The 13089-nt window shown below is 73.9% G+C and carries 12 protein-coding genes; 1 reads left to right on the top strand and 11 read right to left on the bottom strand.

The genetic code is table 11. From position 1 onward, the window contains the following. Positions 1-28: 28 nt before the first annotated feature. From KME80_RS30640 to KME80_RS30595, 10 genes are all read right to left on the bottom strand, one after another. Positions 29-1012 (bottom strand): TerC family protein, encoded by a 984-nt coding sequence (locus tag KME80_RS30640; protein ID WP_219509906.1) that lies wholly within the window; start codon positions 1010-1012, stop codon positions 29-31. Between the two features lie 183 nt (positions 1013-1195). Beyond that, the gene (locus KME80_RS30635; RefSeq protein WP_308125989.1) at positions 1196-2311 is read right to left on the bottom strand and encodes a glycosyltransferase family 4 protein; all 1116 of its coding nucleotides are present in this window, start codon (positions 2309-2311) and stop codon (positions 1196-1198) included. A gap of 53 nt (positions 2312-2364) precedes the next feature. Further along, a complete protein-coding gene (gene murJ, locus KME80_RS30630) occupies positions 2365-3963 on the bottom strand; it encodes a murein biosynthesis integral membrane protein MurJ (protein ID WP_219509903.1) in 1599 nt (532 codons plus the stop codon). A 70-nt stretch (positions 3964-4033) separates the two neighbouring features. Further along, positions 4034-4885, bottom strand: a complete 852-nt coding sequence (locus KME80_RS30625; RefSeq protein WP_219509902.1) for a hypothetical protein — start codon at positions 4883-4885, stop codon at positions 4034-4036. 1 nt (position 4886) lies between these two features. Further along, positions 4887-5879, bottom strand: coding sequence for a copper transporter (locus KME80_RS30620; protein ID WP_219509901.1), 993 nt, complete (start codon positions 5877-5879; stop codon positions 4887-4889). Continuing rightward, a complete protein-coding gene (gene steA / locus KME80_RS30615; protein ID WP_219509900.1) occupies positions 5876-7072 on the bottom strand; it encodes a putative cytokinetic ring protein SteA in 1197 nt (398 codons plus the stop codon). Before steA ends, KME80_RS30620 begins: the two co-directional genes overlap by 4 nt. A gap of 74 nt (positions 7073-7146) precedes the next feature. Beyond that, positions 7147-8856, bottom strand: coding sequence for a DNA repair protein RecN (gene recN, locus KME80_RS30610; RefSeq protein ID WP_219509899.1), 1710 nt, complete (start codon positions 8854-8856; stop codon positions 7147-7149). A 75-nt stretch (positions 8857-8931) separates the two neighbouring features. Then, positions 8932-9843, bottom strand: coding sequence for an NAD kinase (locus tag KME80_RS30605; RefSeq protein WP_219509898.1), 912 nt, complete (start codon positions 9841-9843; stop codon positions 8932-8934). Beyond that, positions 9840-10652, bottom strand: coding sequence for a TlyA family RNA methyltransferase (locus KME80_RS30600; protein WP_219509897.1), 813 nt, complete (start codon positions 10650-10652; stop codon positions 9840-9842). The genes KME80_RS30605 and KME80_RS30600 overlap by 4 nt, the downstream gene beginning before the upstream one ends. Next, on the bottom strand, positions 10649-10807 hold the full coding sequence (locus KME80_RS30595; RefSeq protein ID WP_219509896.1) for a hypothetical protein: 159 nt from the start codon (positions 10805-10807) through the stop codon (positions 10649-10651). Before KME80_RS30595 ends, KME80_RS30600 begins: the two co-directional genes overlap by 4 nt. Before the next feature lie 127 nt (positions 10808-10934). On the opposite strand from KME80_RS30595, the gene KME80_RS30590 reads away from it, so the two are divergent. Next, positions 10935-11282 (top strand): SCP2 sterol-binding domain-containing protein, encoded by a 348-nt coding sequence (locus tag KME80_RS30590; protein ID WP_219509895.1) that lies wholly within the window; start codon positions 10935-10937, stop codon positions 11280-11282. Positions 11283-11609: 327 nt separating this feature from the next. Here the strand turns inward: KME80_RS30590 and KME80_RS30585 are convergent, their stop codons facing one another. Continuing rightward, positions 11610-12581, bottom strand: coding sequence for an HAD-IIA family hydrolase (locus KME80_RS30585; protein WP_219509894.1), 972 nt, complete (start codon positions 12579-12581; stop codon positions 11610-11612). Positions 12582-13089: the final 508 nt, after the last annotated feature.

Here is a 13089-nt window from a genome sequence, read left to right as displayed (position 1 = left end):
CCAGCAAAGCGCCTCGAAAGCCGTTTTTCTAGACCTGCTCCGAGTGGGTTTCCTCGCTCTTGCGGGTGTCCCTGCGGGCCTTGACCAGGCTCGCCACGGTGGTGATGACCATCGTGGCGCCGATGACCGACAGCGAAACCCAGATCGGGATCGCCGGGGCCCAGGAGAACCCGCTGTGGTGCAGAGCCTCCAAAATCAGCTTAACCCCGATGAAGCCCAGAATGAACGCCAAACCATAACTGAGGTAGACCAGGCGCTGCAGCAGCCCACCGAGCAGGAAGTAGAGCTGACGCAGTCCCATCAGGGCAAAGGCGTTGGCGGTGAAGACGATGAACGGGTCCGTGGTGAGCCCGAAGATCGCCGGAATCGAGTCGAGAGCGAACAGCAGGTCGGTGCTGCCGATGGCGATCATGACGATCAGCATCGGCGTGACCATGCGCTTGCCGTCGATCTTGACGGTGACCTTGGACCCGACGTAGCCGTCCGTGGTGGGGAAGGCCCGCCGCACCCAGCGGAGCAGGACGTTCTCGGGGACCTGCTCCTCTTCGCCCTTGACGTGCTGGCGGACGATGTTGATCGCGGTGTAGACGAGGAACGCGCCGAAGACGTAGAACAACCAGCCGAACCGCTCCAGCGCCGCGGCGCCGAGCGCGATGAAGATGCCCCGCATGACCAGGGCGAGCAGGATGCCGACGAGCAGCACCTTGTGCTGGTACGCCTTCGGCACGGCGAACCGGCTCATGATGATGAAGAAGACGAACAGGTTGTCGACGCTGAGGCTGTATTCGGTGATGTAGCCGGCGAAGAACTCGCCCGCCTTCTCCGGCCCCGTCGTCACCCAGAGGATCACCCCGAAGATCACGGCCAGCGTGATGTAGAAGGTGACCCAGAATCCCGCCTGGCGCATCGAGAACTCGCGGGCTTCACCGCGGTCGACGATCCACAGGTCGACGGCCAGGACGAGCAGGAGCCCGCCGATCACGACGATCCAGGCCCACAATGGTTCGCTCACGTTGTATTACCTCCGGCATACACGTCAGAACGCCGGAGGTCTCTCCCGCCCGCTGGGCATGGCGGACCGGCAGCCCCGGGGGCCCCATGGAGCGGGACTGCACCGTGATGACGAGGCTGCCGCGAAGGGATACTCCCCTCCCTTAACGCACGCAGTATACGAGAACGCGAAAGCCTCACCTAATCATCCGGATGATGTTGACGAACCGTAGGCGTCCAGCACCGCCCGCACGGCGTCGTCCTCGTCCGGCAGCTCGGCGCCACGCCGGGCCGCCGCCGCGGCCCGTCCGGCCGCCTTCTCAGGATCGGCGATCACTTCCTGTACGGCCGCGCGCAGGGCGGGCACGTCACCGTAGGGCACGAGCGCACCGGCGTCGCCGACGAGCTCGGGGATGCCGCCGACGGCCGTGGCGACCACCGGGCGGCCGGCCATGAGGGTCTCGCTGAGGCTGAGCGGCTGCCCCTCCCACCGGCTGGGCCACACGGCCACGGCGGCGGCGGCCAGCAGGTCGGGCACGTCGTCCCGGTTGCCCAGCAGCACCACGGGCAGCCCGTCGCGGTCGATCCGGCGCTGCAGCGTCTCGCGCAGCGGGCCCTCCCCGGCGATCGCGAACAGCGGCTCCGGCCCCGGCCACGGCCCGGCGGCGGCGTCGAGCAGGGTCTCCAGCCCCTTCTGCTGGGCGAGCCTGGCGATGGTGAGCACGACGGGCCGCTCCCCGGCCCCCAGCTCGGCGCGCACCTCGGCGGCGGGCCGCCCGGCGGGGCGTGGCACCGGCGCGGGCACCACCGCGGCCCGCACGTCACGCGCGCCCAGGGCCCACATCCGTTCCCCGAGGTCGGGCGAGACGACCAGCACGCGGTCGGCCAGCCGCGCCACGATCCGCTCCAGCACCCCGTACACCAGGCCGACCGTCCCGCCCGCGGTGAGCGCGTTGTGCAGCGTCACCACCAGCCGTGGCCGCGTCCGGCCCCGGGACGGGACGCGCCCGAGCCCGGCCAGGGTGAGCCCGAGCCCGGCCAGGGCCCCGGCGCGCAGGCCGTGGGCGTGCACGACGTCCGCGCCCCGGGTGAGCCGCCCGGCGGCGAGCACCGCCCGCGCGTCGGCGAGCGGCCTGGGCCGGTCGGTGACCTCCACCTCCGCGAGCCGCGCCCCCGCCTCCCGGAACGCGAACCCCTCCCCGACCTCGCGCGGCGCCACCACCAGCACCCGGTGCCCGCGCCGCACCAGGCCCCGGGCCAGCATCGCCACGTGCCGCCCGGTCCCGCCGGACGTGGTCCCCAGCACGAACGCCACCCGCACAGCCGCTCCTCCGCTCACTCGCCCGCCCACCTCATCCACCCGGACCATCCACCTCATCCACCCGCCGGCCCGCCTCGGCGGCGCAGCAGCGCGGCCACGGCGGCGGCGTCGGCGCGGTCCACGAGCGCCACGACGCCCACGCCCGCCGCCAGCGCCACCACGGCCGCCAGCAGCGTGCCCGCCAAGCTCCCCCACGTCCCGGCCCCGCTGAACAGCCCGGCGAGCCAGCCGCCCGCCACGAACCCGGCCCCGCCCCCGGCGAGCGCCGCCGCCCCGGCCCGGCCCAGCCCGGCGATCGCCGCGGCCCCCCGCGCCCGTACGACGGACGCCAGCAGCAGCACCCCACCGGCGGTCATGCCCGCGCTCATCCCCAGCGCCAGCCCCGCCACCTGCCACTCGCGCGGGAACGCCAGCGCGAACACGGTCTGGGCCGCGATCACCACGCCCCACCCGGCCACCGTCCCGGCCGCGACCGCCCGCCCGCGCCCGGCGGCGTACAGCACCCGGCTGAGGTGCGCGATCAGCCCGTAGCCGATCAGCCCCGGCGCGAACAGCGCGACGGCCCGCGCCAGCTCCACCGGCGACGACACGGTCGACTTGTCCCCCAGGAACACCACGGCCCCCGGCCCGGACGCCGCCGCGAGCACCCCGGCCGCCACCCCGGACACGAGCACGACGGCCCGGGTCGTGCGGGCGGCGAGCTCCGCGAACGCCGCCCGGTCCCCCTCCACGGCCGACAGCCGGGGGAAGGCGCTGGTGGCGATGGGCACGGCGAGCACCGCGTACGGCACCAGGTAGATCGCCCACGCGTAGTTGTAGACGGCCAGCGCCCCGCCGCCGATCACGTTGTTGGACAGCGCCAGCACCCCGGCCATGGCCGCCTGCTGGGCGAGCAGCGCCGCGATGCCCGCCAGCGCCAGCCGCCGCACCCGCACGGCCACCCCGCCGGGGAAGCGGAACGCGGGCCGCCACCGCAGCCCGAGCCCCGCCACCGGCCCGGCGACGGTGAGCACGAGCGCCAGCACACCGAGGCTGGTGCCGACGGACAGCGCGAGCTCCGCCGCGAGCGGCACCTCGGCGCTTCCGGCCCGGCCGTCGCTGAGCGGCACGAACAGCAGGTACGCCACGATGACCACGAGGCTCGACACGAGCGGCGCCACGGCGGGCCCGGTGAAGCGGTGGTGCGCCTGCAGCACGCCGTAGAGCACGACGACCACGCCGTAGAGCGGGATCTGCGGCGCGAAGACGACCAGCATCCGGGTGGCGACCGCGTGCATCTCGCAGTCGCCGCCGCCGAACAGCCCCATGATCGGCCCCGCCAGCAGCGCGGTCAGCACCGCCACGGGGACGAGCACGACCAGGGTCCACGTCAGCAGCGCCGAGCCGATCCGCCCGGCCCGCTCGCGGTCGCCCGTGGCGGCGGGTTCGGCGAGCACCGGCACGACCGCCCCGGCCAGGGCGCCGCCGACGACCACCTCGAAGACGATGTTGGGGATCTGGTTGGCGGTGAAGTAGGCGCTGGTCAGGCAGTTGGTGCCGACGGTCTGGGCCAGGGCGTACTGCTTGGCGAAGCCCGCGACGCGGGCCAGCACGGTGATCACCGCGATGAGCAGCGCGCCTCCGGCCACGCCGCGCGCCAGCCGTGGGGTCACGCCCTGCCCGCCTCTCCGGTCATTCCGGACATCATGGCAGGCCGTACGGACAGGCGCGTCACGCGGTCTCTCAGACGGCGTCGGCGGGGCGGCGGCCGAGCAGGTCGAGCCGGTTGAGCACCGGGTTGCCCGCGATGACCTTGGTGAAGCTGATCTTCTCGGAGGCGGCGGTGAGCGCGGCGACGGTGCCGAGCAGGGCGAGCCTGCCGGGGCGGCCGAGCCGGGTGACGGCGGCCAGGCCGAGCAGCGCGCCGAGCGCGTTGGCCCCGGCGTCGCCGAGCATGGCGCGCTCTCCGAGGTCGTCGGGCAGCAGCGCGGCGGCGGCGCCCAGCGGCACGGCGGCCAGCGCGGCGGTCGCCGGTGAGCCGCCCGCGACCGCGCTGACCAGGAGAGGGCCGCCGGTGAGCAGGCCGACCTTGATGGCGCGGCCGGGCCGCAGGTCGAACAGGTTGGCCAGGTTGGCGGCGCCCGCGATGGCGGCGCCGTTGACGAGCGTGTCGGCCGGGCCGCGGGAGACGAGCGCGGCGGCGCCGAGCCCGGTCGCGCCGATGCCGAGGATCTTGACGGCGCCGCTGGTGACCTCGCCGCGGGCCAGCGCGGTCAGGTGACCCTTGAAGCCCTTGGAGGAGGTGGTGCCGTAGAGGTCGTCGTAGGCGCCGAGCGCGCCGCTGCCCGCCCCGGCGAGCAGCGCGGCCGCCCGTACCCGCGGCGGCAGGCCGGGCGCGAGCGCGGCGGCCGCTCCCGCCCCGGCCACGAACGCGGGCCCTTCGAGCAGCGTGACGGCCTCGCCCCGGTGGTTCTTACGGGTCCAGCGGCTGCCCGGGTCGACTCCGCGCGCCCGGGTGAACGCGGTGTAGGCGGCGCGGGCGGCGGCGGCGCCGATCGCGGCGCCGGCGACGGCGTAGAGCAGGCTGCGGGCCATGTCAGCTCCCTGAGTCGGAGGACGACGGGGTCGGCTGGGGCGTGGTCGGCGCCGGGCTCGGCACCACCGGCTGGAACGCGGTGATCCCGGTGCCGATGCCGTACTGCCCGGCGGCCCCGGCCAGTTGCTCCCGCAGAGCGTAGACGATCACGACGCGGCCCGCCGGGATATCGGCGCTGTCGACGGTGGAGACGCGCTTGGCCACCTCGGTGCTGTCGCGCACGGCGGTGACCGCGCCGCCGGGCCCGGTGGCGGGGACGGTGCCCGCCACGACCAGGCCGCGGCCGCCCGCGTCGAGCCCGGAGGCCAGCGCCACGAACGCGGCGGCCTGCGTCTCGGCGTTCTCGCCCTCGTACGGGACGTCCGGGGCGAACATGACGACGAGCGTGGCCCGCTTGGCCGGGTCGCCGTCGAGGTTGACGAACCCGCCGGTCTCCAGCCCGCCGAGCACCGAGGCGGTGGCCGCGTTGGGGGTGCCCGCGACGGCCGGGTCGGTGGTGGTCACGGTGGCGGCCAGCAGGGTGGCGGCCTTGTCGTAGGCGGTGGCGGGCGTGGGGAAGGTCATCTCGGCCGGCTTGAGCTGCCCGGCCAGGCCGTCGAGGACGCCGCCGCTCTTGGGGTCGAAGAACTTCTCCGTCAGCGAGAGCCTGCCGGTGATGGTCGCGCCCGCGTCGGTCAGCACCTCCTGGGTGGCCTCGCGCTGCGCCGCGCCCGCTCCGGGCGCCTCCACGAGCAGCACCTCCTCGCCGGTGAGCTCACCGGCGACGAGCTTGGGCGTGAGCGTGGTAACGAACGCGTCGCCCGCCTGCTCCCGGCTGCGCAGGTCGTCGATCTGGCCGCGCTGCTCCTGCTTGTCGGCGGTGAGCTGGCGGGTGAGCTCCTCGGCCGATCTGATCGCGGGGTCCTGGAGCAGCGTGGTGCCCATGACGATGCCCACGGCCAGCGCCAGGAAGATGGCGACGATGGAGACGAGGTGATAACGGAAATCGATCACGAGAAGAGCCCGACCAACCAGAAGATGAACGCGTTCCAGAAGTCTTGCAGCCCGTTCAGCCAGGTCTGGCCGAGCGGGGAGAACGACAGGGCGACACCCATCGTGATCAGCGCGGTGATCGCCAGCAGCAGCAGCTGCGGGGTGGAGATGCGGCTGCGGTAGAGGCGGCTGACGCCCTTGGCGTCGACGAGCTTGCTGCCGACGCGCAACCGGGTGAGGAAGGTGCTGGCCATGCCGGAGCGCCCCTTGTCGAGGAACTCCTCCAGCGTGCCGTGGGTTCCGACAGCGACGATGAGCGAGGCGCCCTTGTCGTCGGCCATGAGCATGGCGATGTCCTCGCTGGTGCCCGTCGACGGGAAGATCACCGCGTCGCGGCCGAGCTGGCGGACCCGTTCCAGGCCGGGCGCGCGGCCGTCGCGGTAGGCGTGCACGACGAGCTCGGCGCCGCAGGTGAGGGCCTTGGCCGAGACGGAGTCGAAGTCGCCCACGATGATGTCGGGCAGGTAGCCGGCCTCCAGCAGCGCGTCGGCGCCGCCGTCGACGCCGATCAGCACCGGGCGGTATTCGCGCAGGTAGGGGCGCAGGGTGGCGATGTCTTCCTTGTAGTGGTAGCCGCGCACCACGATGAGGGCGTGCCTGCCCTCGATGGGGGTGCGGATCTCGGGCACGCCGACGCCCTCGATGAGCAGCTTGCCCTCGCCGCGCACGTACTCCATCGTGTTGACGGCGAACGCCTCGATCTGCACGGCCAGCCCGGCGCGGGCCTCGGCCATGGCCGCCTCGACGGCCTCCATGTGCTGCTCGTCGCCCTTGCCGACGACCTCGTCGTCGAGGTGGATGACGCCCTCGTGCAGCCGGACGACGTCGCCGTCCTTGACGCGCTCGAACAGCTCGTGGCTGGCGTTGTCGACGAACGGGATGCCGGCCTCAAGGATGATCTTCGGTCCGAGGTTGGGGTAGCGCCCGCTGATGCCCGCGGCCACGTTGACCACGGCCGCGGCTTCGCACGCCACCAGTGCCTCCGCGCTGACCCGGTCCACGTCGACATGGTCGATGATGGCGATCTCGCCTGGCTTGAGGCGCTTGGTGAGCCTCTTGGTCCGCCGGTCGATCCTCGCCACACCCGTGACACCGGGAAGGTCGTTGACCTTCCTTCCGCGGAGGCCCGGCATCTTGTTCCCCGGAACCTTCATCAGTGACCATCCTGCCAGAGGGAAACACGTGGGAGGTCACGCACTGCGGGGCGTGTCCGCTATGTCACCCAGGATCACCTGTCGGCGGCGGCCAGTCCCAGCAGCTCCTCCGCGTGTGCCCTGCCCAGCTCGGAATCCTCCAGTCCGGCGAGCATCCGCGACAGCTCGCGCACCCTGCCCTCGTGGTTGAGGGTGACCACGCCGCTGCGCACGACACTGCCGTCGCTGGCCTTCTCGACCACCAGATGCTGGTCGGCGAAGGCCGCGACCTGGGGCAGATGTGTGACCACAATCACCTGCGCGGTGCGCGCCAGCCGGGCCAGGCGGCGGCCGATCTCGACGGCGGCCTTGCCGCCCACGCCCGCGTCGACCTCGTCGAAGACGAACGTCGGCACCGGGTCGGCGCCGGCGAACACCACCTCGATGGCGAGCATGACCCGGCTCAGCTCACCGCCGGAGGCGCCCTTGTTGAGCGGCAGCGGCGGCGCGGCCGGGTGGGCGGCCATGCGCAGCTCGACCTCGTCGACGCCCTCGGGGCCGAACTCGGCGGCCCGGGAGAGCTGGACGACGACCCGGGCGTGCGGCATGGCCAGCGCGGTCAGCTCCTCGGTGACGGCCGCGCCGAACCGCTCGGCGGCGGCCTGGCGCACCTTGGTCAGCTCGGCGGCCAGGTCGGTGAGGCGCGCGGTGAGCTCCTCCAGCTCGCGGGTGAGCTCCCCGATGCGCTCGTCGTCGCCTTCCAGCTCGGCCAGCCGGGCGGCCGAGCGCTGCGCCCAGGCCAGCACGCCGGCGCTGTCCTCGCCGTACTTGCGGATCAGCCCGGTCAGCGCGGAGCGCCGCTCCTGGACGGCCGCCAGCCGGGCCGGGTCGGCCTCGATCGACTCGGCGTAGGCGGCCAGGTCGGTGGCCACGTCGGAGATCAGGTAGCCCGCCTCGGCCAGCCGGTCGGCCATCCCGGCGAGCTGGCTGTCGAAGTCGCGCACCGCGTCGACGGCCGCCCGCGCCTCGCCCAGCAGCGAGATCACGTCACGCGCGCCGCCCGCGGCCTCCATCGGGTCGCCGAGCAGCGCCGAGTGCGCGGTGGTCGCCGCGCCGCGCAGCGCGTCGGCGTGCGACAGCCGCTCCTCCTCGCCGCGCAGGTCGGCGTCCTCGCCGGCCTTCGGGTCGACCTTCTCGATCTCCTCCAGCCCGAACCGGAGCAGGTCGGCCTCCTGCGCCCGCTCCCGGGCGCGCGTGGTCAGCTCCTCCAGCAGCGCCGCCACCTGCTTGTGCCTCTTGTACGCCTGCGCGTACGCGCGCAGCGGCTTGACCAGGTCGTTGCCGGCATAGCGGTCGAGCGCGGCGCGCTGCCTGGCGGGCTGCAGCAGCCGCTGCTGGTCCATCTGACCGTGCACCGCCACCAGGTCGTCGGCCAGGTAGGTCAGGGTGCCGACGGGCACCGTGCGGCCGCCGAGCCAGGCGCGCGACCTGCCCTCGGCCGAGACGGTGCGGGAGATGATCAGCTCGCCGTCGTCGACCTGGCCGCCGATGTCCTCGACCTGCTGGGCGACCCGGCCGCCCGGGTCGATGACGAGCGTGCCCTCGACGCTGGCCTTGTCGGCGCCGGGGCGGATCCGGGAGGGGTCGGCCCGGCCGCCGAACAGCAGCCCGAGACCCGTGACGACCATCGTCTTGCCCGCGCCGGTCTCGCCGGTGACCACGTTGAAGCCCGGCGAAAGCTCCAGCACGGCCTCGTCGATGACGCCGAGCCCCTGGATGCGGACCTCCTCGACCCTTGGTCGCACTGCCCACTCCCGTCACTTACGTGCTTTCCGAACACTCGTGCGGATGCGATCCTACGCGTTCGCGTCCCCATTCACTCAGGGTCGCACCCTTCCGCGCCACCCCTGGACGGGTAGTTCGAACTTGGCGACCAGCCTGTCGGTGAACGGCGCCCCGGTGCTCTCCACACCGTGCAGCCGGGCCAGCCGTACCGGCTCGCTGCCGCGCCGCACCTCCACGCGGGTGCCGGCGGGAAGGTCGAAATGGCGGCGCCCGTCGCACCACAGGACCCCGACGGGTGTGTCGGGCAGGATCTCGACGGCGAGCGTCGAGCGCGGCGAGACCACCAGCGGGCGCGCGAACAGGGCGTGCGCGCTGATCGGCACCATGAGCAGCGCCTCCACCTCCGGCCACACCACCGGGCCGCCGGCGGAGAAGGCGTAGGCGGTGGAGCCGGTCGGCGTGGCGCAGATCACGCCGTCGCAGCCCCAGCGCGACAGCGGCCGCCCGTCGATCTCGGCGACCACCTCCAGCATCCGCTCCCGCTTCTCGACGGTGACCTCGTTGAGCGCCCACGTGTCGGCGATGACGCGACCGTTCTGCCGGGCCAGCACGTCGATCGTCATGCGCTCCTCGACGTCGTAGCGGCCCGCGACCACGCTGTCGACGGCGGCGGCCAGGTCGGCGACCTCGGCCTCCGCCAGGAAGCCGACGTGGCCCAGGTTGACGCCGAGCAGCGGGGTGCCGGCGGGCCTGGCCAGCTCGGCCGAGCGCAGCAGCGACCCGTCGCCGCCGAGCACGATCATCACCTCGGCGTCCTTGGCCGCGCCCGGCTCGGCGGGCACGACGTCGACGCCGCCGCAGCCGATGTCGGCGGCCTCGCCGTCGAGCACGCGGACGCTCAGCCCGGCCGCCACCAGCCGCCCGATGACCAGCCTGGCGCTCTCCACGGCGGCCTCCCGCCCGGTGTGCGCGGTGACCAGGACGGTCCGGCTCGCTGCCCGGCTCATTGGGGCCCCTCCGCCACGGCACGCCGGATCTCGGACTCCAGGTCGGCGACCGGCGGCGCCCCTTCGCCCTTGCCCAGCCACAGCAGGTATTCGACGTTGCCCGACGGACCCGGCAGCGGGCTCGCGGTCACGCCGCGCACCGCCAGCCCCAGCTCACCGGCCTTCGCGGCGGCCTGCCGCACCGCTCCCGCCCGCAGCTCCGGGTCACGCACCACGCCACCGGCCCCCACGAGCTCCTTGCCCACCTCGAACTGCGGCTTGACCAGCATGACGAAGTCGGCGCGCGGCGCGGCGACCTCGGCCAGCGCGGGCAGCACGAGCCGCAGCGAGATGAACGACAGGTCGCCGACGACCAGCGTGGGCGCCTCGCCGACCATGCCCGGGGTGAGGTCGCGCACGTTGAGCCGCTCCATCACCGTGACCCGCTCGTCGCTGCGCAGCGACCAGGCGAGCTGCCCGTAGCCGACGTCGACGGCGACCACGTGCGCGGCGCCGCGGCGCAGCAGCACGTCGGTGAACCCGCCCGTGGACGCGCCCGCGTCCAGGCAGCGCCGCCCCGTCACGTCCAGCTCGGAGAACGCCTCCAGCGCCCCGAGCAGCTTGTGCGCGCCGCGCGAGACGTAATCAGGCCCGCCGGGCGACTCGGCGACGACGATGGCCGAGGCGGTGTCGACCTGGGTGGCGGGCTTGCCGGCCCGCTGGCCTCCGACGGCGACACGGCCCGCCTCGATCAGCTGGGCCGCCTGCTCCCGCGAACGCGCCAGCCCGCGCCGCACCAGCTCGGTGTCGAGCCGGACCCTGCGGCTCACCGCGCCTCCACGGCGCCGAGGGCGGCCTCCAGCCCGGAGAACGCCTCCTCGAACACCGCCACGTGCTCGCCCACCGGCAGCCCGGCCAGGCGGCCCAGATCCGCGAGGACCGCGTCGACCCGCTCGTCGCCGGTTGCCTCTGGCAGCTCACTCATGACTCGACGGTAACGCCTCGGGCGAGCGCCCGGCACCTTGGCGGGCGTGTCACACGTTGGAGGGTCATACGGGGTGCTCCGATGTGGAACGCTACGGACCCTGAAGACAAGGAAAGGAAGGCGGATCATGGCAAGCGTCGAGGAGTGCCGGGAGGCGCTGGTCAAGCTCGTCGCCCAGTTCGACGAGATCGACGAGCAGGACCGGGCCAAGCACGTGGTCGAGCGCACGGTCAGCTGCCGGGTGTCCGACCTCGACGTCACCTTCCACGGCCGGCTCCACCACGGCGGCCTCGACCCGTTCACCGAGGAGCCGCCCGCGAACGGCAAACCGGCCGAGGTCAAGCTGACGATCGTGTCCGACGACCTCATCGCGCTGGTCGACGGGGAGCTCGACCTGGCCCGCGCGCTGCTGGGCGGCCGCGTCAAGATCGACGCCAGCTTCGGCGACCTCCTGCGCCTCCGCCGCCTCCTCTGACCCCGCCACCCCCACTTGCCCCGCACCTCGACCCGCAGGTCCTGTCCCGCAGGACCTGACCCGTCGGCCCAGACCCGCAGGTCCCGCAGGACCTGGCCCTCGCCCCGCCCCGCAGGACCCGTCCTGCAGGACCTGGCCCGGCCTGCGCCGACCCGGTCCTGCGCCGACGCGCGCGCTCAGACCCACCCGCCCTGGTAGGCCCGCCCTGGTAGGCCCGCTCTGAGTCCCGCCCTGGTGGGCCGCTCTGAGCACCCTCTGGTGAGCCGGCTCAGAGCGCCCACGCTGGTTGACCCGCCCTGGCGGGCCCGCGGTTGGTGTGCCCCTGCGTCAGCCGATGCGGTCGAGAGCCTCCTTGACCGCATCCTCCTCGGCGCGGCCGTCGCCGACGGCCGCCCACACGGCGTCGCACGCCGCCCGCAGCCCGTCGATCCGGCTCCCGCCACCGTCGAGCCGCAGCGCCCCTCCGGCCCATCGCGCCCGCCACCCGCCGCACTCCCCGTCGCGCACCGGCGGATACGGCTCCAGCAACGCCCCCAGGTCCTCGCCCACGTAGGTCGGCCGATGCCGCGGCGCTGCCGTGAGCAGGTCGACCGGCCTTGCCACCCCCGTCAGCACCAGCAGCCCATCCACGCCCGCGTTCACCGCGCCCTCGATGTCGGTGTCGAGCCGGTCCCCCACGACCAGCGGCCGCCGCGCCCCCGTACGGATCACCGACTCCCGATGCAACGGCGGATCAGGCTTACCCGCATAGACCGGCTCAACCCCGGTCGCATGCGCGATCACCCGTACCATCGCCCCGTTCCCCGGCTGCTCCCCCCGCCCGGTCGGCATGGTCGCGTCCCCGTTGGACGCCACGAACAACGCCCCCCGCCGCACCGCCAGCGCCCCCTCCGACAGCAGCTCGTACGACAGCCCGGGCGCGATCCCCTGCACCACCGCCGCAGGCTCCGACGCCGCCGTGGTCACCGGCCTCAGCCCCCGATCCCGTATGGCCAGCCGCAGCCCCGACCCACCCACCACGAGCACGTTCGACCCGGCGGGCACCCGCTCGGCCACCACCCGCGCCGCCGCCTGCGCCGACGTGACGACGTCCACCGCCTCGGCCGGCACCCCCAGCTCCCGCAGATGCGTCGCGATGGCGGCGGGCGTCCGCGAGGCGTTGTTCGTCACGTACGCCAGCCGCGCCCCGCGCCGCCGAGCCCGCTCCAACGCCTCCGGCGCCCCGGGCACCGCGTACCGCCCCAGATAGACAACGCCGTCAAGGTCAAGCAGCAGGGTGTCATAGCCGTCGATCAGCACAATGCCTCATTCCCCTAGCCCACCCACATCCCGTGAGACTCTAACCGCGCCCCAACTCCCGCCCCGATGTCCCACCCCCGACCCCCACGCTGCCGAAGCCCCGAACCGCCCCGGTGCCCGACCTCCACGCTGCCGAAGCCCGGCCCTCCCCCATGCCCGATCGCCCCGTCTGCCCCAAGACCGCCCCCGGGCCCCACCGACTACCACTGCCCGACCGGCTGGCCCATCCCCGCCTGACCGCCCCATCCGCCCGACTCTCCCCCATCGCCCGGTCCACCCGGGTCCACCCGATCCGCTCGACTCGCCCCATCGCCCGGTCCGCCCGGGTCCACCCGATCCGCTCGACTCGCTCCATCGCCCGGCCCGCCCGGCCCGCCCGGCCCGCCCGGCCCGCTCGCGGTCGCCCGTGGCGGGGGGTTCGGCGAGCACCGGCACGACCGCCCCGGCCAGGGCGCCGCCGACGACCACCTCGAAGACGATGTTGGGGATCTGGTTGGCGGTGAAGTAG

Source organism: Nonomuraea ceibae (assembly GCF_019396325.1).
Classification (GTDB): Bacteria; Actinomycetota; Actinomycetes; order Streptosporangiales; family Streptosporangiaceae; genus Nonomuraea; species Nonomuraea ceibae.
This window is presented reverse-complemented; position numbering and strand designations above follow the sequence as displayed.